Below are 24,283 nucleotides of genomic sequence, written 5' to 3' on the forward strand. Positions count from 1 at the left end.
AGCTATTGTTTTTAAGTGTTTTGTTCATATAAACTTACGATTAGCATCAAAAAATATAGATAAATGAAAAGAATAACCCCTATTTTACTAATGATTTTATTTTCAACCTTAGCACACGCCCAAGAAAACTATGCCAACCTATGGGAAAAGGTGCACAAGCTTGAAGCTGAAAACTTACCTAAATCTGCTTTAAAAATAGTAAACACTATTTACGATAAAGCTGAAAAAAGTAACAATGCTCCTCAAATTATAAAATCATTGTTTTATAAAAGCAAGTATGCTCTAACTTTAGAAGAAAATGCGCAATTAAAAATTATTGATGAGTTTAAACAACAAATTAATCAACATAATTTTCCGACGAAAAATGTATTAGAAAATGTATTAGCTAACTTATACTGGCAGTATTTTAATCAAAATAGATGGAAATTTTACAATCGTACCCAAACACAAGAAAAAGTAGATGGAAATGATTTTAGAACATGGGACTTAAATACGTTGTTTGCAGAAATTCATTGTCACTATCAAAATTCTTTAGAAAATGAATCTGTACTACAAAAAACAGATATTTATACCTTTAAAGATATTATTCAATCTGAAAAAGACTCTAAAAAATACCGCCCTACTCTATTTGATTTTTTAGCGCATAATGCCTTAGAGTTTTATAAAACAACAGAAACTAATATTACAAAACCTACTTATCAATTTAAAATTGATAACGCTTTATACTTAAGTGAAGCTGATAAGTTTTCTGCATTAAACCTTACTACAAAAGATGATTTATCATTGCAGTTTAATGCCTTAAAAATCTATCAAAAATTAATAACCTTTCATTTAAAAAACAAGAATCTTAATGCGCTTGTGGATGCTGACATTCAACGATTACAGTTTGTTAAGCAACATATAACTTTAAATAACAAACAAGAGTTATTATTACAAACACTAAAAACATCAGTTAATAATTACAAGAACAATGAAGTTTCAGGATTGTATAGTTATGAAATAGCTAGAAATTATAATCAACAAGCTGGATCTTATAAAACTAAAAAAAACGAAGACTTTCGTTTTAAAAACAAAGAAGCACTTGCTATCTGTAAAAAGGTTATTAAACAATTTTCTAAGAGTTTAGCTGCTGAAAAATGTGAAACTTTACAACAACAAATCACAGCTACATCACTCAGTATTCTTTCTGAAAAATTTGTACCAACCCTATCTCACTCTAGGTTACTAGTTACTTACAATAATATTGACAAGCTGTACTTCTCTGCTTATAAAATTGATCATAAACAATTAGAAGAGCTTCAAAAAATTCACAAAGAAGAAGAACGCTTTAACTTTATAAAAAAGCTTACAAAAGCTACTTCATGGAATAGTAACTTACGTAACGAAAAAGATTATTTGTCACATACAACTGAGGTAGTAGTTCCCGAATTAACTCAAGGAAATTATTTAATTGTAGCTCACCAAAATGCTACTTTTAACTCTGAAGACTTATATGCTACTGCTCATTTACAAGCAACCAATTTAGTTTTGGTTGAAAATAATAATGATGGTGTAAAAACCTACCAAGTTGTTGATAGAAATACTGGAAAGCCTGTTAAAGACGCTGAATTATTATTACAAAACAAGCAACATAGGTATGGAAAATCGATTCATAAAAAACTAACAACTGATAAAAACGGATTTGCTTCTTTTAAAAGTGATGCTAGTTATGGTAATGTGTACGTTACTGTAACTCACAAAAACGATTCAGCAATTTTTGGTAACTATTACCTGAATAAATATCAAAAACAAGCCTCTCCAACTACAAATGATAATCGTATAAATATTAAATCTTTTATTTTTACTGATAGAAGCATTTATCGACCAGGACAAACTGTATACTTCAAAACTATTTTCATTCAAGAAAATGAAGACAAATCAACGCCTTTCACCAATGAGTTTGTACAAGTAACATTAAATAATGTTAACGGTGAAGCAGTAAAAACACTAGACCTAAAGCTAAACGAATATGGGTCAGCTTCAGGTGAAATTATACTACCAAATACAGGATTAACTGGTGAATATTGGTTTTCTATTGATAAAAGTGAAAAACAAGAAAGCAGGTTTTATAAGACTATAGATTTTGATTTTGAGAGAGAAGATTATATTACTCGTATTTCAGTAGAAGAATATAAACGTCCTAAGTTTAAAACAGAATTTAAACCTGTAACAAAAACCTATAAGTTACATGACAGCATTACCGTAAACGGATTTGCAAAAGCTTTTGCTGGTTCAACTATCACAGATGCTAAAGTAGTATATCGCGTGCATCGTAAAGTACAATACCCTATTTGGTGGTACTGGCGTAAACCTCAGTTTACTTCAGAAGCACAAGAAATTACACACGGTGAATTAACAACTGATGCACAAGGTAACTTTTCAATTACTTTCAAAGCCTTACCTGATGAAAGTGTAAACAAAGAAAACTTACCTGTTTTTGAATATGAAATCACAGCTGATGTTACCGATGTTAATGGAGAAACTCGCTCAGCAACCTCTATTGTAAAAGTTGGGTATCATGCATTACTTGCTACTTTACAAATTCCTTCTACAATACATAAATCGGACAAGGAAACAACAATTGAAATATCAAGTAAAAATTTAAACGGGGAATTTGCTCCTGCTAAAGGAAGCATTAAAGTATACAAATTACAAGCTCCTAAAAATCCGTTACGTAAAAGACCTTGGAATACTCCAGATTATCAAGACATTTCAGAAAGTGATTTTAGAAACTTATTTCCTCATGAAGCTTACACTTCGGAAGAACAAAATCCTCATAATTGGAAAAAAGAAAAATTAGTATTTGAGCAAAATTTCAATACAGAAGAATCTAAACAAATTATACTTAATAACTATAAAAAATGGGCTTCTGGTAAATACATAACCGTATTAAGTTCTAAAGATAAGTTTGGACAAGATGTTACAGACAAAGCTCTTTTTACAATAATTGATAACAAAGAAAAAAGTGTAACCGACAATCAGTTGTTCACGTATAACACAAATAAAACAACTTATAAGCCAAATGACATTGCTAAGTTACAAATTGGTTCTGCTTCAAAAGATGTTACGGTTATAGTTCAAATAGAAAAGAATCATACCATCGTAAACACAGAGCTTATTCATTTAAATAACAAAATCAAAACAATTGAAGTTCCTGTTACGAAACAAGATGTTGGCGGGTTTGTTATCAAATATTACTTTGTGAATTACAATAGTTTTGTAAGTGGAGTCATTCCTATTTCTGTTCCAAATGAACAAGATAACATTACTATAGAAACCAATACGTTTAGAGATAAATTACAACCTGGAACTCAAGAAACGTGGAGTTTTACCATTAAAAACGATAAAAACAACAAAGTAGCAGCAGAGATGCTTGCAAGTATGTACGATGCTTCTTTAGATGAATTTAAACCTCATAACTGGGAGTTTTCACCTATCTCTACTTCTACATATTACTCTTATAGCGGTAACGCTAATGCATATCAAAGTTTTGGTAATGAACGTTTCAGAGTTTTTAACAATACTTATCCATCATCTTTTAAAACTCAACGATATGACCAATTGAATTGGTTTGGTTTTTACTTCGGAATAAATAGAAATATTCGTTTAAGAGGCTTAGCTATGAGTGCTAAAATGCAACCTTCTCCAGAAAGAGAAATAATTGTTGAAGAAAAAGAACTTTTAGATGCTCAAGAAGCTGATTTGGCAAATGATTCAGTTATGACGGGATACGCTAAAAAAGAATCTAAACAAGAAAACGTTTCTTTAGATGGAGTTCAAATTCGTAAAAATCTTCAAGAAACTGCTTTTTTCTATCCTCATTTACAAACCGATAAAGAAGGGAATATCACATTTAGCTTCACCACTCCAGAGGCTTTAACACGATGGAAATTGCAGCTATTAGCACACACAAAAGAATTGCAATCTGCTACCAAAACATTAACTACTGTTACTCAAAAAGAGTTAATGGTAATGCCTAATACTCCTAGATTCTTAAGAGAAGGAGATCAAATTACATTCAGCTCTAAAATTGCAAACATTTCTGATAAAAACTTAGAAGGTACAGCACAACTTATATTAACTGATGCTATTACCGGAAAAGAAATCAACCTGTTAAGTAATTCTTCTAAAAATCAGTCTTTCAGTGTTGATTCTAACGGAAACACGAATGTATCTTGGAACTTATCAATTCCTGATACTTATCAAGCAATTCAATATAAAGTAATTGCCAAGGCAGGAGATTTTTCTGATGGAGAACAAAATGTGTTACCAGTATTATCAAACCGAATGTTAGTTACAGAAACGCTACCTATGTGGGTTCGTTCAAATCAAACCAAAACATTCACATTAGATAAACTAAAAAATCAAACTTCGACTACGCTCAGCCACCTTAAATTAACGTTAGAAGTAACTTCTAATCCTGCTTGGTACGCTGTACAGGCTTTACCCTATTTAATGGAATACCCGTACGAGTGTAGTGAACAAACATTTGCTCGTTATTATGCAAACACACTCGCTAGTCATATTGCAAATTCAAATCCAAGAATACAAGAGGTGTTCAATGCTTGGAAATCTTCAGACGCTTTATTGAGTAACTTAGAAAAAAATCAAGAGTTAAAGTCGTTGATTATCCAGGAAACTCCTTGGTTACGTGATGCTCAATCAGAGACAGAACAAAAGAAGCGTATTGCTTTGTTATTTGATTTAAACAAAATGAAAAACGAACAACAAAACGCTATTAATAAACTACTGCAAATGCAGTTAAGCAATGGAGGATTCCCTTGGTTTAAAGGGAATGATAAGCCTAATGTTTATATAACGAATCATATTGCTACTGGTTTTGGACATTTACAAAAATTAGGTATTGATAATAAAGATGATTCTTTACAGAAAATGCTTGTGGATGCTATTCACTTTTTAGATGCTGAAATTGAACATACCTACAAGAAGTTATTAGAAAGTGCTGAACGCATTAAAGCTGAAAAAGGACAAAAAGAATACACTAAGTATCTGGAAAAAAACCACCTAAACTACTTTATTATTCAGTATTTATACATGCGTTCTTTTTATACAAATATTGAAGTTAACGATACGGCAAAAACCGCTTTTGAATATTACAAAAATCAAACAGCAACTTACTGGAAAGAGTTTAGTTTATACGGAAAAGGACAAATTGCCCTAATACAGTTTAGAAACGATAATATATTAGTTGCTAATAAAGTTTTAAAATCTTTAAGAGAAAACAGTATTACTTCTGATGAATTAGGAATGTATTGGAAAGAAAATCAACCGAGTTGGTATTGGCATCAAGCCCCTATTGAAACCCAATCGTTGTTAATTGAAGCTTTTTCAGAAATTGAAAATGATATTCAAACTGTTGATAATCTAAAAATATGGTTACTAAAAAATAAACAAACCAATCGTTGGAAAACTACCAAAGCAACTACTGAAGCTGTATATGCATTATTATTACAAGGTAGTGATTGGATTTCGGTAACTGATATGGTGGATGTAACAATTGGAGAGAAAACAATCAATCCTTCTAAATTAGAAGACACAAAAGTTGAAGCGGGTACTGGTTATTTTAAAACCTCTTGGAATGGTTCTGAAATCACTCCTAATATGAGTACAGTTAGCATTACTAAAAAAGGAAAAGGTACTGCTTGGGGTGGATTGTATTGGCAATATTTTGAAGATTTAGATAAAATTACCTCTGCTAAAACACCTTTACAGTTAAAGAAAAAACTATTTAAAAAAGTAAATACTAATGTGGGTAAACAACTTCAAGAAATTACAGAAAACACACAATTAAATGTAGGAGATTTAATGACTGTTAGAATTGAACTTCGTTCTGATAGAGATATGGAATTTGTACACATGAAAGATATGAGAGCAAGCGGATTTGAACCTATTAACGTATTATCACAATACAAATGGCAAGATGGTTTAGGGTATTATGAAAGTACAAAAGATGCTGCAACAAATTTCTTTTTCGATCGTTTACCTAAAGGAGTATATGTATTTGAGTATGATGTTCGTGTAAATAATGCAGGAAACTTTAGTAACGGAATCACAACTATTCAAAGTATGTATGCTCCCGAGTTTAGTAGTCATTCAAAAGGAGAAAGGTTACTAATTAAGTAAAATAATTTATCTTAGCATTCACAAAACACTAAATTAAAAATTATGAAGAAAATCTTTTTATTCATCGGTTTTTTAACCATTTCATTTTTCACTGCAAATGCACAAGAAATTTCAAATAACGCAATAGGTCTTCGTTTAGGTGATAATGATGGTTTTGGAGCTGAAATAACTTACCAACGTAGATTAAGTGATGCCAATCGTTTGGAAATAGATTTAGGTTTACGTAACGGTAGTAATTATGACGGCTTTAAAGCTACTGGTTTATATCAATGGGTATGGCAATTAGAAAATCGTTTTAACTGGTATGCTGGTGCTGGTGGTGGTCTTGGGCATTGGAATGTAAAAAATGTAGATGCCTCAGAAACCTATATTTTCGCAGCTGGTGTTGTTGGTATTGAATATAATTTTGATATTCCTTTGATGTTGTCATTAGATTATAGACCAGAAATTGGTTTTGGTGATTATTATGACGGGTTCAACTCTGACTTTGGTTTAAGTATCCGTTACCAATTCTAAAAAAACGTTAAACTACATATAACAAAAGCCTCCAAATTAATTTGGAGGCTTTTTTATTTTAAAACTTCAAAAGTTAAATGTTTTTAAAAGGTAATTTTTATATTAAATAAAGAATACTTAAACATTATAAAAACCTCAACCAATTAACATATAATCAACCTTATGTATAAGTTTTAATAATTTTTTACTAACAAATTTGAAATCTTGTTGCTAGTTATCGTAAATAATTTCGCCGTGGACAATTCACTAAAGATTTCAAAATGAAAAAAATAATACTAATTACACTTTGCTTGGTAAGTATTTTAGGATACTCACAAAGCAAATCCGGTTTAAAAGGAAGAGTTTTAGATGAAACCAATCAACCTTTACCTGGAGCTACTATTAGCATTCCTTCTTTACAAGTTGGGTTTTCTACCGACTTTAATGGAAATTATGAACTTTTAAATATTCCTGTAGGAAATTACGAGGTTCAAATATCATTTTTAGGTTATCAAACCCTAACAGAAAACATTACGCTTACAAACAATATTCAATCTAAAAACTTTTCGCTAACACCTAAAATAGATAGGTTGGATGAAGTTGTTATTAAAGGAAGTATTGGGAAAGGGCAAGCTAAAGCCTTAAATCAACAAAAAAACAAAGAGAATATAACCAACATTATTTCTGCCGATCAAGTAGGAAAGTTCCCTGATGCCAATATTGGTGATGCCTTAAAACGTGTTCCTGGTATTTCTATGCAAAACGACCAAGGTGAAGCTAGAGATATTGTTATTCGCGGATTAGCTCCTCAATTAAACTCGGTAACCTTAAACGGTGACAGAATTCCGTCTGCTGAAGGAGATAACCGTAGAGTTCAAATGGATTTAATTCCTTCAGACATGATTCAAACCATTGAGGTTAACAAAGCAGTAACTCCTGATATGGAAGGAGATGCTATTGGTGGCTCTGTTAATTTAGTTACACGTTCTGCTCCTACTACTTTTAGAGCTTTCGTTGCTGGTTCTTACGGACAAAATCCTGTAAGAAATACGCCTAACTATAATGTTTCTGCATTAGTTGCCAACAGGGCTTTTAAAAACGAACTAGGCTATGTAATCAATGCTTCATACAACTCTAACGATTATGGTTCAGATAATGTTGAGTTTGAGTGGGAAAAAGAAAATAACAAAACATACATTGGTGAACACGATATTAGACGTTACGATGTAAAAAGAAATAGAATGAGTGTTTCCGCCAACTTAGACTGGACACCTGACAACAACAATACGCTTTTCTTTAAATCAATGTACAACCAAAGAAACGATTATGAAAACCGTTATAGAGTACGCTTTAGAAAAATAGACGAACCAGATGCTACAGGATTATCAAAAGCTGAAGTACGTCGTCAAACTAAAGGAGGTATCAACAATGATACAAACGACAACACACGTTTAGAGCGCCAAAGCACTTACAATATATCTGTAGGTGGAGAACACATTATTTTCGGAAACATTAAACTAAACTGGAAAACAGGAACTGCCAAAGCCAAGGAAGAACGTCCAGACGAACGTTATATTAGTTTTGAAAACGATGATATTGAAGTTATGCAAGACTTCTCGCGAACAAACTTCCCTGTATTACGACCAACAAACAATGACTTTAACGATCCTTCAACTTTTGATTACAAAGAAGTAACCCAACAACAAGGATTTACACAAGAACGTAAAATCAGTTCTAATTTTGATGTCTTGGCTCCTATCAATGCTACAGGAGCTTACAAAAACTCTTTAAAATTTGGTTTTAAGTACAAGTACAAAGAAAAAGTAAGAGACAATAGCTTTTATGAGTATGATTTAGAAGATCAATTTCCGACCATGAATACTACCACTACTAAAGATTATACTATTAATGGTTATTTAGCAGGTGACGATTATAAATCAGGTCTTTTCGTTTCAAAAGAATTTTTAGGAAATTTAAACCTAACAGGTGGTGAACTTGTATTAGATGAATTTGTTCCTGAAAACTACGATGCTAATGAAAACATTTATGCTGCATACGGAATGTTACAACAAAACTTAGGTAACAACTTTTCTTTTATAGCTGGTGTAAGAGTTGAAAAAACAACAATAGATTATAACGGTTTTGCCATTGATGTTGAAACAGCTGATGATTTAAGTGATGTAACTAAAACATCAGGAACTCGAAACTATACCAACTGGTTACCTAACCTACAAGTTAAATACAATATTGATAAAAATACTATTGTTAGAGCTGCTTGGACAAATACTATTGCGAGACCTAACTATTACGATTTAGTTCCTTATAGAAACATTAATAGTGATGATATGGAAGCTGAGTATGGAAACCCTAATTTAGATCCTACTGAAGCAATGAACTTTGACTTAATGTTTGAACACTACTTTAGTAATGTCGGAATTATATCAGCAGGAGTTTTTTACAAAGATTTAGATAAATTTATTTACAATTCAGTTACTGAAGAACCAATTACCATTGGAGGTGTAACAGAAACCTATGATGTTACACGACCTTTTAATGGAGGTACTGCCGAAATTTATGGTTTTGAAGTGGCTTTACAACGTAAGTTAAACTTCTTACCTGGTTTCTTAAGAAACTTAACAGTGTATGGTAACTATACCTATACAGATTCTAAAACAGATGGTATTGCCGACAGAGAAGATGGCTTGCCTTTGGCTGGTGCTGTTAAAAACATGTTTAACGGATCGTTGGCCTATGAAAGTTCTAAACTATCAATTAGAGCCTCTTTAAACTTTGCTGATGATTACATTTTTGAATACGGAGACGATGCTTTTACGGATGTATTTTATGACGAACAATTGTTTGTAGACCTAAATGCTTCTTACCGTATTACTAAAAACTTACAAGTCTTTGCTGAAGCAAAAAACTTAACCAATCAAGAATTACGTTTTTACCAAGGAGCAAAGCATCAAACAATGCAAGCTGAGTTTTATAACTATAACTGGAATGCTGGTTTAAAATACAATTTTTAAGAATGAATAAAGTATACAGAATAATACTTACTTGCCTTATTTTAAGCGCTTGTAAAGTTGAAAAAATAGTCCATCAAAACCCGCAAGCCAAACCAGTAGTAGCTTTAGTTGCTGATGCTGAAACAGCACCTGTTACTTCTTTTGACGACGCTGCTGATGACCCGTGTGTGTGGATAAATCCCGCTGATGTAACAAAATCAACCATAATTGGTACAAACAAAAAAGAAGGTTTAGAAGTTTATAATTTAGAAGGAGAACGTTTGTACTCTTATAAAATAGGACGTGTAAACAATGTTGATATTCGCGATGGTTTTTCACTAAACGGAAAAGAAGTTTCGATTGTTACCGCTAGTAATAGAACCTACAATACTATTTCTATATTGATTGTAAAACCTACAGGTGAATTAGAAGATGCTGCTGCACGAAAAATAACTTCTAACTTAAAAGAGGTTTATGGTTTAGGAATGTACAAGAGCCCAAAAACTAACAAATTTTATGTTTTTATGGTTGGTAAAAAAGGTGGTGTTGAGCAATGGGAATTGTTTGAAAACAACACTCAAATTGATGCCAAGTTAGTTCGTGAATTTTCATTAGGAAGTCAAGGAGAAGGTATTGTTGCCGATGATGTACACGCTAAGGTATATATTGGAGAAGAGAACAAGGCCTTATGGAAATATGATGCTGAACCCAATGCTGAAAACAACCGTGTAAAGGTTATCAGCACCAACGATTTGAATATGAAGGATGATTTTGAAGGTGTTACCTTATACGACGCTGGAAATGGAAAAGGATACATTATTTTATCCTCACAAGGAAATAACAGTTATGCTGTTTTTGATAGAGTTAGCAATCAATACCTAGGAAGCTTTTCATTAAAAGACGGTACTATTGACGGCACCTACGATACGGACGGAATTGATGTAACCTCTGTTAATTTTGGTACAAAATACCCTAAAGGGTTCTTTATTGCGCAAGATGGTGCTAATACCCAAGGTAAGGACAGCTTGCATCAAAATTTTAAAATCATTGACTGGCAAAAAATTTCTAAAAGCCTACATTTAGATTCGTCAAATTAGTGTGTTTGTTGTGTAATTAAAAAAGCCTTTTGGTAAAACCAAGAGGCTTTTTTAATGCTAATAAAATTAGCTTAAAATATAGTCTTGAAAAAACACCTTGATGTTTTGATGAAAACATCAAGGTCTTTTTTGTAAGTCTTCTTAGTGTTTTGTTTTTATAGGTTGTTAAGTGTTAGAAAAGTAGCTGTTATTTTGGAGGATAATTATTAATCACTTTACCAATTACTTTTTGAAAATGTAATTTCTTTTGTTCTGGTGTTGCTTTTTCTCTTATTTCACTAGTAGCAATTCCTTGCCATATTAACTGGTTGTCTTTACTCTCAACAAAATCAATGGTTAATTGCTGGTTTATTTTTCTACTTTCAATAGGAATACCTCCTGAAATTCCAAATCCAACATTTCTTCCTCCACTTCCTAAGCCAACACCTATCGTATTTCTATTAAGAGACTCTCTTTCTTCAGCTAAAATATTAATATACATATCAGGGGTTTCAGTTAATCGCATCCCTTTGGCTTCCAAAGCAGCCGTTATTTCATAAGTGACTCTTTTTACATCTAATTCATTTAAACCTTTACCTGCATCTTCAAAAAAATTGAAGGTCTTATACTGACTAAAATCTGTTTGGCTATCGTAATCATATACTACTTTAGAAGAGGCACAACCAATAATAACTAACAGAAAAAAATATTTGTAATACTTCATATATAAATTCTTTACCATATAATTAATCAAAAACTATACCTTATAAAAATACAAAAAAGCCTCGTTTACACGAGACTTTTTTCTAAGGTTAATTAGTTGATTTTTATTGAACTGCTTTTAACGCATCAATATTTCCATATCCAAACTCTGAATGTTTGTTCGGATAAAAATCAGCGGATTCTTTCATTTTTTGTAAAACTTGTTCTCTTGACCAACTTGGATGTTTTGCCCATACTAACGCTGCAATACCAGCAGTTGTTGCTGTTGCTACAGATGAACCTCCTACATAATTTGCTTGTCCATCATAATAACTCAATACAGGAATTTTATTATCCGTTCCGTTAGTACGTTGCATTTGTACCGTAAAATCTATTTGTGATCCGGTATGACATACATCACACTTACTATATTGTCCTTCTTTAACACCTGTTACCGCAACAGTTTCAGACATACTTGCTGGAAAAATTACTCCATACCAAGTAGTAAACGAAGTAGATGTTCCTCCTGCTGCTAAAATCATTTTTCCTTTGCTATGTGCATACTTTACTGCATCCGATACATTACCAATACTAAAAGGAGAACCTAATGACATAGAAATAACTTTTACATCACTTCTATTTGCCAAGGCTGTTAACGCCTCAACAATACCTCTTTTTTCATGATAATCATCAATTACTACATTTTCAACAGCCCTATACGTTACTAAGTTTGCATTGTAAGCAACCCCTACAGGTAAGTTGTCATTATTTCTTGGAGCAGTCGCTACTGCAGCCATTTTGGTTCCATGACCACACTTATCATTTACTCCATCATAATTATTAGACCACGCCCACCAAGAATCTACAAACGTTCCATATTTCTGAACTGTTCTTCCTGATGAATATCCATCGTTAAAATATTGATTCATCCATTTTTGTTCTGGTGATAGACCTGAATCAACTACTGCTACAGTAATTCCTGACCCAGTACTGTAATTCCAAGCTTGTGAAATATTGTGCGCATCAAAAGACCATGGTAATTTAGCTCCTGGTGCTACTGTTCTATAGTCATTGGTGCTTAAAGTAGCCGTACCATAGCCACATCCTGAAGAACCTGATGAACTTGACTTAGCTTGTGCAGTAGACTCTAAAAAACTATAACCTCCCGGTTCTATATAACGAACTCTACTATCTTTTAATAAGACATTTATTGTTTCCTTGTTAGTAACTTTAATATCTAATACATTAATATTTTCATTTACATATAATTCCGTTTCTCCCTTAGCAGAAGTTGATTCAAAGCTTTTTACTAATGCTATTAACTCATCTTTTATATTAGTACTTTCTTCACTCCTAGCATAATTGTTTTTTGAAGTACCATAACCAATTGTTAAGATATTTTCTCCATGATTTACTGCACTCCATATAGTATGAGCATCTTGTGACATCCATTTGAAATCTCCAGTTTTTTGTAAAGATTCCTTGATTTTTGAATTAATTTCTTTTTTGGTAAGTAAATCTTGATCTTGTTTTATGTCTAATGCTTCATCATTATTAGAACATGAGATCATAGTTAAAACAACCGTTAGGCTTAAAAGTATTTTTTTCATTTTCGAAGGGATTTAAATTAAAACTTTTCGAATATAGTAAAATTTTAATACAATTTTAACACTTTAAACAATTTAACCTATACAAAGTTAACATTTTATTAAAAACAAAACACCCAACCCCAATAAAAAAGGAGTTCATGGCTCCTTCTTTACTTTAAGTTTTCAATATGTTTACTCCATCTTTACTCTAGTAGGCGTGTCTTTTCCTTCAATAATACTTTGAGTTCCTCTAGCAACTGCTTTAACAGTTTCTGTTAATACAGTCATATTTAAGGTTTCAGCTTCATCTGTTACTTTATGATAATCCGCATCGATATCAATCGGAGTGGTTGAAAATGTATGAGACGGCACCCCTAAACGTGCTAGAGAAGCATTGTCTGATCGTAAGAATAATTGAAATTTAGGGTATGGATCTGGAAATAACTTATATCCTGACCCTTCCAAGTTCTTCTGAATTATTTTACCAAAATCTGATTTATCAAAACCAGTTAACCATGCTGTTTTTGGTCCTGTTTTAGGTTGTTTCCCTATTAACTCTAAATTAATTCCCGCTACAAACTTATTCGCATCAATTCCTTTTCCAAAGTACTCAGAGCCTACCAACCCCATTTCTTCAGCAGTAAAACATACAAACAAAATACTACGCTCATTGTTTCCTTTTTTAGCATAATATTCAGCCAATGATAATACACCAGTAACACCAGAAGCATCATCATTCGCACCATTAAAAATTCGATCTCCTTCCCCATCTTTCTTTACCCCTAAATGATCGTGATGAGCTGATATAATAACAAACTCATCTTTTTTAGACTTTCCTTCTAACAAGCCTATAATATTACTCATCTTAATTCCTTTATACTCAAAACTTTGGCGATACGTAGTTAATGTATCAAAAGTTTTTAAACCAATTCTTTTGTATTCATTTTCTATATACTGAGTTGCTTTTTCCATTCCCTCAGTGCCTGGTTTTCTACCTTCCATTTCATCTGAAGCAAGTGTATATAAGTGTTTTCTTACTAAAACAGAATCAATTAACTCTTCTTTATTTTCTTTTTTCTGAGTTACCTCAACAGTATTCATAGCAACCTCGCTACTAGTATTTTTAGCTTGCTTACACGACAGTAAAATTGATACACTTACAAGTGCTAATGGATATAAAACTTTTTTCATTCTTTATTTATTTAAAAGCCTAAATATAGCCAATTTAATTTCTTAATTTTGTTGAAAATTTTTAAGGATGGCTTTAACTGAAATTCCAAACATAAAACATACTGATTCAAACAACTTTTTCTTACTTGCTGGTCCTTGTGCCATCGAAGGAGAAGATATGGCAATGCGTATTGCTGAAAAGGCAATTACCATTACTGACAAATTAGAAATTCCTTATGTATTTAAAGGAAGTTTTAAAAAAGCGAATCGTAGTAGAATAGATAGTTTTACAGGAATTGGTGATGAAAAAGCATTAAAAATTTTACGTAAAGTTTCTGAAACTTTTAATGTTCCTACCGTAACCGACATTCATGAAGTTTCTGATGCTGAAAAAGCTGCTCAATATGTAGATGTATTACAAATTCCTGCTTTCTTAGTTCGTCAAACCGATTTAGTAGTTGCTGCTGCTAAAACTGGTAAAGTTGTGAATTTGAAAAAAGGACAATTTATGAGTCCTGAAGCTATGCAACATGCTGTAAAAAAAGTTCATGATGCAGGAAATAAAAAAGCGTGGATAACTGATAGAGGTACGATGTTTGGGTACCAAGATATGATTGTTGATTTCCGCGGAATTCCTTCGATGCGTCAATACGCTCCTACTGTGTTAGATGTTACCCACTCCTTGCAACAACCAAACCAATCAAGCGGTGTTACTGGTGGGCGTCCTGATATGATTGAAACCATTGCTCGTGCTGGTGTAGTAAATAATGTAGATGGTTTATTTATAGAAACACATTTTGATCCTGCAAATGCAAAAAGTGATGGAGCTAACATGTTACACCTTGATTATTTAGAAAGTTTGTTAACCAACTTGGTTAGCATTAGAAAAACTATTAATAATTTATAGGCACAGTTTTTGTTTCATACAATTGTTTTTAGTTTATATATGAAACAACTTCTTTTTTTATTCTTTCTAGCTACTACTATCGTAAGTGCACAAGACTTTTCCTTAATTGAAGAGAAAGTAAATGGGTATTCTAAAATTAATGAAGTAGAACGTCTGGCTCAACAGATAGCAAGCGATTTTAAAACTGAAGAACAACAAGTACAGGCTGCGTTTTATTGGCTTGCCCATAACATACAGTATGATAGATGCATACTATCGTCCTAAAAACAAACGAATTTCTTTTAGATACAGGAATGAGCAAGAGAAATTAGCAAAGCTACAGGCTATAAAAGACGATATTGTTAACCAAACTCTATTAACTCGTAAAGCAGTTTGTGAAGGCTATGCACAAACTTTTGCTAAAATATGTACTATACTTCAAATTGAAAACGAAGTTATAAAAGGTTACATCAGAAATTCATCAAATGATATAGCTAATCCTAAAATCAATTCCAATCATGCTTGGAACGCTGTTAAATTGAATGGAAAGTGGATTTATATTGATGCCACCTGGGCAGCTGGAGTTGTAAATAATAACAGATGGCAACCTTTATTTAATGCTTACTACTATAACATTCCTAAAGAAAAATACTTTAAAACACATTTTCCAGAAAAAACACTTTGGCAGTTAAGAGTTGGTAGAATGGGGAAAAAAGACTTTTACAATCAGCCTATTTACGATGCTTCTTTTTTAAAATCTGACTTAGAGCTAATTTCACCTTTAAAAGGGATATTAGATAAAAAAGCTACTATTGAACTAAAAATTAAAAACATACACCCTAATCAATCAATATTCTTAGGCTATAGTGGATATCGATATGCTGTTAAACCAGATAAAATATCTACTAAAAATAATATTACTACAGTTACAACAACTCCACTTGATAATAGCAAACAGCTATTTTTAATCGTAGATAAAGAGGTAATGCTTGAATTTTTAATTGAATAACAATATTTTCTTCTTTTGATTTATTAAAGTAAATTTCTCTGTAATGATTTAAAAGAAAATCGACAAAGGGTGAAAACAAATTAACATTACATGAAAAAATTTTACACCCTCCTATTCTTTTCTATTTTATTAGGAATTTCAATAACCTCTTACGGTCAAGGTCTATATGATGGCTTTACTCCAAAGAAAAATAGTTTATCTATTACTACTTCTTTTACCAAAAGCGAGTATGAAAAGTTTTATCTAGGTAAAACTAAACAAAACGCTACTCCTGTTCATGAAAAGATTAATCAGAATATTTATTCTCTTTATGCAAAATATGGTATCACTGATCGACTTTCAGCTATTGTAAGCATTCCTTTTATTGATGCCACAAATACTAGTAATCAACCAGACCCTGTAAACGGGTTAACCTCTATCTCTGAAGTTCAAGACATTTCAATAGCTTTAAAGTTTAATGCGCATAAGTTTCAGTTTAAAAGTGGAGATTTAAATATTATAACAGGTATTACTACCGTTATTCCTACAGGGTATGAGCCAAACGGAATATTATCTATTGGTAACGGAGGCTTCGGATTTGATTTAAAAGCTGGTTTACACTTAAACACAAACGTTGGCTTTTTCTCTACCATTTTTGCAGGTTACAACTTAAGAGGAAATGCTGATAATAATTTAACTCCTGGTGGTGACTTTGGTGTTCCTAATGCCTTTACCACTACTGGTAAAATTGGTTATGCTAGTAGCTTTATTTATGTAGAAGCTTGGGGAGATTATTATAACTCAGAAGAAGGAGTAGATATCGGAAGCCCTTCATTTAAAGGTAATTTCCCTGAAACTGATGTAGATTATAAGAGTGTGGGTATAACTGTTTATAAAAATATTCTTCCTAAACTAGGAATTGGAGTTGGTTACGGTAAAGTAATAGATGGTAGAAATATTGGTGAATCTTCTACTTACTCTGTAAGCCTAACATATAATGTCCTATAATCAAACACAATTAGATAAAAAAAAGAGCTTTTAAAAAAAGCTCTTTTTTATAGATATGCTTTAACAAGATTAGTGACGTTATAAATTCAATTAGTTAATCTTTCCTCCAAAAACCTTTATGATTGTGTTTTGCTACTTCTCCTATAACTTGTAGTAGTATTTCTTCATTAATTTCTTCTATTGATGAATAACGAAGTGATTTTACAACTGCTCTACCTTCTGAAACTAAAAAAGTATCAAAGTCCTGTAAAATACCTTTTGCCCAAAATCCAACGTCAACAAATCCTTTTTTATGGGATGCATTTATATAACATAATTGCTTACCATTAATATAATATACTGGAATTTTCCATTTGTATTTTAATTCTAAATTTTGAAAATTCCCTTCTATCAGTACTTGTAAATGCAGTAAAATAGACTTGAATGGTTCTGGCTGTTTAAGTATGTATTCTTCGGCTGGTTTCATTCTTTCAAAAATACATCAAATTTTTATTTGTATGTTTCATAAAATTAAGCTTACTTTGTTTTTCAAAGTTCTTTAAAAATGAGTTCAGAAGATTATTTAAAAGACATATCAGAAATTAAAAACTTAATGAATAAATCATCAAGATTTATATCATTAAGCGGCTTGTCTGGTATTTTAGCAGGAATTTATGCTCTAATTGGTGCAGCTTATGCATATTGGTTAGTCAATATTAATTCTAGTGGTTATTTGATACTAGATGGAAAAACTTTCCAAATGGTCATCCTTGATTTATTGTTAGTTGGCTTTTTGAGCATTACTACCGCCATTTTTTTAACTACGAGAAAAGCTAAAAAAAACGGTGAAAGAATTTGGGATGCCACCACAAGAAGGTTATTATTGAATTTCCTTATTCCTCTGGTTTCTGGAGCCATCTATATCATTATTATTTTAGGACATCAGAAATATGGACAAACTGGAGCTTTGATGTTACTTTTTTATGGCTTAGCATTGATTAATGCTTCAAAATATACTGTAGGTGATATTAAGTATTTAGGGTATACTGAAGTTGTTTTAGGACTTATTGCTGCTATGCTTCCCGGTTATGGTTTTTGGTTTTGGGTTCTAGGGTTTGGAGTTATGCATATTGTTTATGGTACTGTCATGTATTTTAAACACGATAGAAAATAAGCACTATTTTCGTACTTTAAAATTTATCTTTTTTGAAAAACATTATTCTAAATATAAATAAAGCTTTTGATCATAGAATCAGACTCGGAATTATGTCTGTTCTTATGGTTAATGAATATGCTGAATTTACTACATTAAAAGAATTATTAGGTGCTACAGATGGTAATTTGGCAAGCCATACCAAAGCCTTAGAAAAAGTTGAATTTATTAGGATAGAAAAACAATTTATTGGTAGAAAACCCAATACAAGATACTATGCTACAGAGCTTGGTAAGCAAGAATTTAAAAAACATATTGACGCTTTAGAAAAACTAATTAAAAATAAATAAAAACTAATTTTTTTATTATTAAACTTTGAAATTCAAAGTTCTTTTAAGACAATAAACTATGGAAATATCAAACAAACAAAACGGAAAATTCGGAAAGTGGGTAAAAACATCAATCACAGCTAGAATGTTAATGATTGGATTTTTAATTCTCATACTTTTAATTCCTTTATCTTTTATTAAAAGTTTAATTGTTGAGCGAATGAATCGACAGCAAGAAGTTGTACAAGAAATCAATCAAAAATGGGGTAAAGAGGTCTTGCTATATGGACCTATTTTAAAAATTCCCTACAAAACTTATAAAGAGAAATTTGTTCGAAATCAAAAGACAAAAGAAACTCAAACTGAGATTGAAGAAAAGATTAAATATGCTTACTTTTTTCCGAAGAAACTAAATGTCAAATCTTCTATAAACCCTGAAGAGAAAAAGCGTGGTATTTATAAAACAGCTGTATATAATAGTAAAATAGATATTGATGGCAGTTTTACAACACCTGATTTTAGTGAAAAAGATATTAATGAAAAAGACATACTTTGGAACAAAGCTCGTTTAATTATTAAAACTTCTAATTTAAAGGGGGTAAACAATTTAGTTGAAATAAAACTGAATAAAAACAACTACGCTTTTACTTCTAAATATGAAGATGATGCTAGTAATGAAAAAGCCTACTACAACTATTTAAACCTTCATAAATTAGAAAGTAAATTTTTAAATGAAGAAGACCTTCCTAAAAAATCAGACACGAACTTTAATCTATCACTAAGCATCAATGGTAGCAAACAAATTCGTTTTATTCCTATCGGAAAAGAAACAACTGTTCATATAAATTCTGACTGGAAAACCGCTAATTTTATTGGAGAATACCTTCCTTTTAACTCCGACAAAATCTCTGAAAATGGCTTTAATGCTAAATGGAAAATACTGGATATAAATAGACCTTTCTCTCAACAATCTTTTAACGGAATTCCTAACTTAAAAGAATATGCTTTTGGTGTAAACTTTATGATTCCTGTAGACGAATACCAAAAAAGTGAACGATCTGCTAAATATGGCTTTATGGTTATTGGACTTACATTCTTAATTTTCTTTCTAATTCAAACAATGAGTAAAATATCCATTCATCCCTTTCAATATTTAATGATTGGCGTTGCCTTAACTATGTTTTATACCTTACTAATATCAATTTCTGAACATAGTAGCTTTTTAAAAGCTTACTTAATAGCTTCGATAGCTGTTGTATTGCTAATTTCTTTGTATTCTAAATCCATTTTAAAAAGTAATAAATTTCCTTTATTTGTTGGAGCTTCTCTTACCACATTATATGCCTTTATTTTTGTAATTATTCAACTAGAAAATTATGCTCTTTTGGTAGGTAGTGTAGGACTGTTTATAATTCTTGCTTCAGTGATGTATGCTTCAAGAAAAATAGATTGGCAAAACGGTTAATTAACAACAATAAATAAGCAAACTATTATATTATGTAATAGTTTGCTTAATATATGATTATGAAATTCAATATAAAATACTTCCTTGCCTTTATATTTCTTCTTTTGTTAGAAATTATAATAGCTCAAACTTCAGGGTTTATAAGACATACTTTTGGTGACTTTTTAGTCGTTATCTTACTTTTTTATTTGGTGAAAGCTTTCTTTAACTTCTCTGATAAAAACACTGGAGTTTCAGTACTTATTTTTGCTTATTTAGTAGAATTTTTACAGTTAACTCCTCTTCTAGAATTTCTCGGTTTAGAAAATAACCGATTGGCAGTAATCGTATTTGGTACTACTTTTAGTATTGGTGATTTAGTAGCTTATACCTTAGGAATTGTCACTGTTTTACTTTTAGAAAAATTTTTAACTCGCAAATTATCTTCTAATCTTTCGTAAAATGTCTTCTAGTCCGTTTAACTTCAATTCGTAAACTAGCTCTAGCATTGTGCCTAGTTTCCCTTGTGGAAATCCTTTATTCTTATACCAAACAATATAATACTCAGGAATGTCAATTAAATACGTTCCTTTGTATTTACCAAAAGGCATTCTCATGTTTGCTGTATCAATTAAGAACTGTTTGTCTGGTATCATATTAAATAAAAATCCCGCTGAAGCGGGAGTTATTAAGTGTTATTCTTTTCCGTCTACGTAATCCTGCAAATATGCATAACGTTCGGTTAATTTACCAGTATTTGTTGTCATTTTTGATCGAGCTAAAATTCCGTCTTTATCATCATTATAAAATGCCGGAATTACATGCTCCAAAAACATTTCTCCAAAACCTTCACTTGCATCTTTTGGTAACTCACAAGGTAAATTGTCTACTGCCATTACCGTGATGGCTTTTTCGTCTTTAAAATCAATTTCTGATTCCGTTTCTGGGTTATAGCCGTAAATAGGGTCTGCAATTGTTGACGCACGAAGTGTTGTTGCTACTGGTCCATCAATATCACATGAAATATCTGCTACATACTTTATTCTAAACTCAGGATGTTTTACATCTTCACGTGTAAATAAATACGGAGCTCCGTCTCCATAAAAATGCCCTGCTATAAAGAAATCAGTTTGTTTCGCATACGCCATAAAATTACTTTCGTATCCTGTTGGATCTTTATAAAACTCAAACTTATCTCCTACTTTACCATCTTTTCGTTTGGCATACTCCATAACATCGGCTATACAATATACTGGTTCAGTAAACTCACTTGTTAAATATAAAGCATCGCTTACTTGCTTAATTTGCAAATGATCTAAAATTTCTTGTGCTCCTTTAGCTACTTTTCCTGTTCCTGTTAGTAAAATTTTGATGTTTGGTAAAGTTATTTTATCTAATTCAACTTTTACAGCATCTAAATCTGGTAACGTTTCTACTTTGGGTAATTTGAACAATCCTTCACGTATGCCTAAGGCTCTAAAACCATTATAAGCACCTACCAAACCTGCATAACGACCAAAACCAATTAAACGAGCTCCATTTTCTTCAATAATGGTTTCATGATCAAACATTTCTATATTTCTATCAAGCATTGCTTTTAACAACTTACGATTATATGGTTGCTTTTTAATCGTATGACTAAAGAAAAAATATTTTTTATTTGGAATTAAATTGTCTACAGGAACTTCTTTTACTCCTAATAACACATCACAATCAGAAATATCATTTGTTACTTCAAAACCTGCTTTTGTGTAAGCCTCATCAGAAAAAACTCGGATATCGGAACTTTCCACGACTATTTCTGCTTGAGGAAACTGTTCTTTAAACTCTTGCAATTTTTCTGGAGAAAACACAACTCTTCTATCTGGTGGATTTTTACGTTCTTTAATAATTCCGAATTTCATAATTGACCTTTGTATTAAAATTAAACAATTTTACATATAATGTTATAGTTTATAACAATTGCAGCGAAAATACTTGTTTTAAAATGATTGTACAAGTAGTATTTTTTTATATTTGCATCCTCTTGTTTCAACAGTATTGTTTTATATTGCTGTTAAACGAAATTGCATAGAATCAAAAAGATTATCTGGTATATTTTTTGCACGGGTACATATAGCATCTTTGACATATTGGGGACGACTGGTTTTGACAGCAAGATTAGTAAAAATGTAAGCATACCGAGGAGTGAAATGACAACTCGTTAAACTTATTTCAAACATTTAAACGGCGAAGATAACTACGCTTTAGCTGCTTAATCTGAATTAATAGTAAGATAGAGCCTCGGCGCACAAGGTGCGCAAGCTAAATGTCCACGAAAAGCCTTGGTTTACGGCGTTTCACTTTTGGGCATCGTAAAAGTAAACATAGAAAACTTAGGGCTTCGATAGGTTTTCGAAACTAAAGAAGATAAGTTAAGATTGGACGGTTTTTGGTCAGGTCTTAATCGAAAATTAAACAAAAACTAAGTATGTAGAAAGCCTTTGAGCTACTTGTTTGGACCCGAGTTCGATTCTCGGCGTCTCCACCAAAAAGCCCTGTAAACACTATATTTACAGGGTTTTTATTTTTAAGGTGTCAATTTAGGTGTCAAAAAAATAATTACATCATATTACATTAGAAAGCCAAAAACCACTAAAATTATTTAGTCGGATCTAAAATATTAGCTTTCATATAACCCCATTTAATATATTCTTTCACTTCATTTGTTAAATTACCAGTTTGTAAACATTCATCCTCCATTTTTTTTAGGTAATCTCGAATGTTTCTTGCTTTTATGAAGCTTTCTGAATCAGTGATCAGTTGATCTAGCTTTTTATTTTCAATTTCTATACTCCTAGCCTCCTCTTCTTCTCTCTTAAGCTCGATTTTTCTTTCCTCTTCTTGTAATTTTTGCTTCTTTCTTAAATCAGCCCACCCTTTACTATCCTCTTCAATATAATTATAAATTATTTGTAGATAATCTTCCAACTTTTTTGTTTTCCTATCAATCCAGCCTTTACGATAACAAGACCCCACTCGAAACTCTAGTTTATTACTTTTTTCATAGTACTCATGTGTATATCCTCCTTCATTTTTAACTCTTTTACGATAGTGTTTTTGTCTTAAATGGATTCCTGTTAGTTGCCCATACATTTCGACATGACATCGTTTATGTTCAAACTTAATCGCATGGTTGTTTTCTTCTAGTAACTTGATTAGAGCATCCATGAAATCTAATGCTCTTTTTCTTAGTTTGGGTTCTACCGAAATAGGTAAAAATTGTGAATTATAATCTTGTTGAACTTCCCAACTAATACGTTTTAGCTTATCTAGTTTTAATAATTCTATTTTTGTTTTTTGAACGAGTGGATGGTATGTGTTTTTCATGTATAAAAAAGCCCAGTTGATTACTGGGGCTTGAATTGTTTTTTAATTATCTAGATTTTTGATCTTTCTTTTTAACTCATCTAAGGTTTTACCATTCTTATCTTTCCATTCTGTCCAACCATTAGCAGCTCTCGCTAAGACAATTGCAGCAGCTGCACTTGGTGAATTGAAAACATAATCTGATTGAAAAATATACAGTCCCTCCTCTTCTTTTAAAGTAGAGTCTTCTATAAGTTGTTTTCTAATTCTAGACACCCAAGAACCAATTGATTTAGTTTCTTTAAAATTACTTTTAGACCCTTTATAAACAAGAAAACCATCATCTGTTAGTTCTCCAATTGCAGAAGCCTCTTTACCTTTACAATAGAATAATTCTTTGTTAGTTTTTGCCTTTCGTTTTTCTTCAAAAATGGGGTAACCTAAAGTTGCAAGTAAAATTTTTGCTGTTTCAAAACTATCTAATAAATCATGTTCTCTACTTTCTGAAATTGATAGTTTATTAGAACCTGTACCATTGTATAATTTATATCTTCCTATTTCTTCTGCTTTTTTTATACAGTAATGTTCTAAAAATTTACTATCAGCTTTGTTGTAGTCATTCGTTTTTGAAACGACAATGACGCAATGTGTCCAAAAGTCTTTTTCTCGGTTATGTGATTGTATTCTTGTTAAACAATCTTCTCCTTCACCGATGTAAACCATAGGTTTTGCTTCATCTTCTAAAATACCAAATAAAAAGTACACTCCTGTGTAACGAACCATTTCCCGCTGACTTACTTCTTGTATTTTGTTTCTAGGAAATAAAATAGCTTTTACGAGTCTACTAGTAATTTCTGCTTCCCTTATGCTAGTTGGTGAACCATCTGGTAAAAATATTTGTATTGTTTGTGGGCGGTTTGTCATA

19 protein-coding genes and 1 other RNA gene are annotated in these 24,283 nt (G+C 31.6%); 12 read left to right on the plus strand and 8 right to left on the minus strand.

What is annotated here, in order from left to right; all coding sequences use genetic code 11:
* Positions 1-63: 63 nt before the first annotated feature.
* From AC3VJB_RS08270 to AC3VJB_RS08285, 4 genes are all read left to right on the plus strand, one after another.
* The gene (locus AC3VJB_RS08270; protein ID WP_497667017.1) at positions 64-6,183 is read left to right on the plus strand and encodes an alpha-2-macroglobulin family protein; all 6,120 of its coding nucleotides are present in this window, start codon (positions 64-66) and stop codon (positions 6,181-6,183) included.
* A gap of 42 nt (positions 6,184-6,225) precedes the next feature.
* Entirely contained in the window at positions 6,226-6,699 is a 474-nt protein-coding gene (locus tag AC3VJB_RS08275; RefSeq protein WP_159613098.1) for a hypothetical protein, read from the plus strand.
* 260 nt (positions 6,700-6,959) lie between these two features.
* On the plus strand, positions 6,960-9,707 hold the full coding sequence (locus tag AC3VJB_RS08280) for a TonB-dependent receptor (protein ID WP_437822955.1): 2,748 nt from the start codon (positions 6,960-6,962) through the stop codon (positions 9,705-9,707).
* Positions 9,708-9,709: 2 nt separating this feature from the next.
* Positions 9,710-10,783 (plus strand): phytase, encoded by a 1,074-nt coding sequence (locus AC3VJB_RS08285; protein ID WP_437822957.1) that lies wholly within the window; start codon positions 9,710-9,712, stop codon positions 10,781-10,783.
* A gap of 187 nt (positions 10,784-10,970) precedes the next feature.
* Here AC3VJB_RS08285 and AC3VJB_RS08290 read toward each other — a convergent pair whose 3' ends face one another.
* From AC3VJB_RS08290 to AC3VJB_RS08300, 3 genes are all read right to left on the minus strand, one after another.
* The gene (locus tag AC3VJB_RS08290) at positions 10,971-11,486 is read right to left on the minus strand and encodes a DUF4136 domain-containing protein (protein WP_437822959.1); all 516 of its coding nucleotides are present in this window, start codon (positions 11,484-11,486) and stop codon (positions 10,971-10,973) included.
* Between the two features lie 103 nt (positions 11,487-11,589).
* On the minus strand, positions 11,590-13,074 hold the full coding sequence (locus AC3VJB_RS08295) for a S8 family peptidase (protein ID WP_173359819.1): 1,485 nt from the start codon (positions 13,072-13,074) through the stop codon (positions 11,590-11,592).
* Positions 13,075-13,245: 171 nt separating this feature from the next.
* The gene (locus AC3VJB_RS08300; protein WP_497667018.1) at positions 13,246-14,244 is read right to left on the minus strand and encodes a M28 family peptidase; all 999 of its coding nucleotides are present in this window, start codon (positions 14,242-14,244) and stop codon (positions 13,246-13,248) included.
* A 67-nt stretch (positions 14,245-14,311) separates the two neighbouring features.
* Between AC3VJB_RS08300 and kdsA the strand changes: the two genes are divergently transcribed.
* From kdsA to AC3VJB_RS08315, 3 genes are all read left to right on the plus strand, one after another.
* The gene (kdsA, locus tag AC3VJB_RS08305; protein WP_497667019.1) at positions 14,312-15,130 is read left to right on the plus strand and encodes a 3-deoxy-8-phosphooctulonate synthase; all 819 of its coding nucleotides are present in this window, start codon (positions 14,312-14,314) and stop codon (positions 15,128-15,130) included.
* Between the two features lie 238 nt (positions 15,131-15,368).
* Positions 15,369-16,118: a transglutaminase domain-containing protein gene (locus tag AC3VJB_RS08310; protein ID WP_497667020.1), complete on the plus strand. Its 750-nt coding sequence runs from the start codon at positions 15,369-15,371 to the stop codon at positions 16,116-16,118.
* A gap of 90 nt (positions 16,119-16,208) precedes the next feature.
* Positions 16,209-17,105 (plus strand): transporter family protein, encoded by an 897-nt coding sequence (locus tag AC3VJB_RS08315; RefSeq protein ID WP_437822966.1) that lies wholly within the window; start codon positions 16,209-16,211, stop codon positions 17,103-17,105.
* Between the two features lie 94 nt (positions 17,106-17,199).
* On the opposite strand, the gene AC3VJB_RS08320 is transcribed toward AC3VJB_RS08315, so the two are convergent.
* Entirely contained in the window at positions 17,200-17,571 is a 372-nt protein-coding gene (locus AC3VJB_RS08320; RefSeq protein WP_047789875.1) for a DUF1801 domain-containing protein, read from the minus strand.
* 78 nt (positions 17,572-17,649) lie between these two features.
* Between AC3VJB_RS08320 and AC3VJB_RS08325 the strand changes: the two genes are divergently transcribed.
* The 4 genes from AC3VJB_RS08325 to AC3VJB_RS08340 are packed head-to-tail and all read left to right on the plus strand — an operon-like array spanning position 17,650 to position 20,471.
* On the plus strand, positions 17,650-18,258 hold the full coding sequence (locus AC3VJB_RS08325; RefSeq protein ID WP_047789876.1) for a hypothetical protein: 609 nt from the start codon (positions 17,650-17,652) through the stop codon (positions 18,256-18,258).
* 32 nt (positions 18,259-18,290) lie between these two features.
* Positions 18,291-18,587, plus strand: coding sequence for a winged helix-turn-helix domain-containing protein (locus tag AC3VJB_RS08330; RefSeq protein WP_047789877.1), 297 nt, complete (start codon positions 18,291-18,293; stop codon positions 18,585-18,587).
* Between the two features lie 58 nt (positions 18,588-18,645).
* Positions 18,646-20,031, plus strand: coding sequence for a cell envelope integrity protein CreD (gene creD, locus AC3VJB_RS08335; RefSeq protein WP_167713390.1), 1,386 nt, complete (start codon positions 18,646-18,648; stop codon positions 20,029-20,031).
* A 59-nt stretch (positions 20,032-20,090) separates the two neighbouring features.
* On the plus strand, positions 20,091-20,471 hold the full coding sequence (locus AC3VJB_RS08340; RefSeq protein WP_047789879.1) for a ribosomal maturation YjgA family protein: 381 nt from the start codon (positions 20,091-20,093) through the stop codon (positions 20,469-20,471).
* Here AC3VJB_RS08340 and AC3VJB_RS08345 read toward each other — a convergent pair.
* A complete protein-coding gene (locus AC3VJB_RS08345) occupies positions 20,451-20,666 on the minus strand; it encodes a DUF3820 family protein (protein ID WP_047789880.1) in 216 nt (71 codons plus the stop codon). The two genes, AC3VJB_RS08340 and AC3VJB_RS08345, sit on opposite strands and share 21 nt — an antisense overlap.
* 39 nt (positions 20,667-20,705) lie before the next feature.
* Positions 20,706-21,914: an NAD(P)-dependent oxidoreductase gene (locus AC3VJB_RS08350; RefSeq protein ID WP_125343621.1), complete on the minus strand. Its 1,209-nt coding sequence runs from the start codon at positions 21,912-21,914 to the stop codon at positions 20,706-20,708.
* A gap of 230 nt (positions 21,915-22,144) precedes the next feature.
* On the opposite strand from AC3VJB_RS08350, the gene ssrA reads away from it, so the two are divergent.
* Positions 22,145-22,540: a transfer-messenger RNA gene (ssrA, locus tag AC3VJB_RS08355) on the plus strand.
* Between the two features lie 110 nt (positions 22,541-22,650).
* Here ssrA and AC3VJB_RS08360 read toward each other — a convergent pair.
* Both AC3VJB_RS08360 and AC3VJB_RS08365 read right to left on the minus strand, forming a co-directional pair.
* A complete protein-coding gene (locus AC3VJB_RS08360) occupies positions 22,651-23,379 on the minus strand; it encodes a hypothetical protein (RefSeq protein WP_497667021.1) in 729 nt (242 codons plus the stop codon).
* Between the two features lie 42 nt (positions 23,380-23,421).
* The gene (locus tag AC3VJB_RS08365) at positions 23,422-24,282 is read right to left on the minus strand and encodes a GIY-YIG nuclease family protein (RefSeq protein WP_497667022.1); all 861 of its coding nucleotides are present in this window, start codon (positions 24,280-24,282) and stop codon (positions 23,422-23,424) included.
* Position 24,283: the final 1 nt, after the last annotated feature.

Source organism: Tenacibaculum sp. TB-53 (genome assembly GCF_059716285.2).

Coding starts and splice junctions, on each gene's coding strand:
- AC3VJB_RS08270 (WP_497667017.1), top strand. CDS start 64: ATGAAAAGAATAACCCCTATTTTACTAATGATTTTATTTTCAACCTTA.
- AC3VJB_RS08275 (WP_159613098.1), top strand. CDS start 6,226: ATGAAGAAAATCTTTTTATTCATCGGTTTTTTAACCATTTCATTTTTC.
- AC3VJB_RS08280 (WP_437822955.1), top strand. CDS start 6,960: ATGAAAAAAATAATACTAATTACACTTTGCTTGGTAAGTATTTTAGGA.
- AC3VJB_RS08285 (WP_437822957.1), top strand. CDS start 9,710: ATGAATAAAGTATACAGAATAATACTTACTTGCCTTATTTTAAGCGCT.
- AC3VJB_RS08290 (WP_437822959.1), bottom strand. CDS start 11,486: ATGAAGTATTACAAATATTTTTTTCTGTTAGTTATTATTGGTTGTGCC.
- AC3VJB_RS08295 (WP_173359819.1), bottom strand. CDS start 13,074: ATGAAAAAAATACTTTTAAGCCTAACGGTTGTTTTAACTATGATCTCA.
- AC3VJB_RS08300 (WP_497667018.1), bottom strand. CDS start 14,244: ATGAAAAAAGTTTTATATCCATTAGCACTTGTAAGTGTATCAATTTTA.
- kdsA (WP_497667019.1), top strand. CDS start 14,312: ATGGCTTTAACTGAAATTCCAAACATAAAACATACTGATTCAAACAAC.
- AC3VJB_RS08310 (WP_497667020.1), top strand. CDS start 15,369: ATGATAGATGCATACTATCGTCCTAAAAACAAACGAATTTCTTTTAGA.
- AC3VJB_RS08315 (WP_437822966.1), top strand. CDS start 16,209: ATGAAAAAATTTTACACCCTCCTATTCTTTTCTATTTTATTAGGAATT.
- AC3VJB_RS08320 (WP_047789875.1), bottom strand. CDS start 17,571: ATGAAACCAGCCGAAGAATACATACTTAAACAGCCAGAACCATTCAAG.
- AC3VJB_RS08325 (WP_047789876.1), top strand. CDS start 17,650: ATGAGTTCAGAAGATTATTTAAAAGACATATCAGAAATTAAAAACTTA.
- creD (WP_167713390.1), top strand. CDS start 18,646: ATGGAAATATCAAACAAACAAAACGGAAAATTCGGAAAGTGGGTAAAA.
- AC3VJB_RS08340 (WP_047789879.1), top strand. CDS start 20,091: ATGAAATTCAATATAAAATACTTCCTTGCCTTTATATTTCTTCTTTTG.
- AC3VJB_RS08345 (WP_047789880.1), bottom strand. CDS start 20,666: ATGATACCAGACAAACAGTTCTTAATTGATACAGCAAACATGAGAATG.
- AC3VJB_RS08350 (WP_125343621.1), bottom strand. CDS start 21,914: ATGAAATTCGGAATTATTAAAGAACGTAAAAATCCACCAGATAGAAGA.
- AC3VJB_RS08360 (WP_497667021.1), bottom strand. CDS start 23,379: ATGAAAAACACATACCATCCACTCGTTCAAAAAACAAAAATAGAATTA.
- AC3VJB_RS08365 (WP_497667022.1), bottom strand. CDS start 24,282: ATGACAAACCGCCCACAAACAATACAAATATTTTTACCAGATGGTTCA.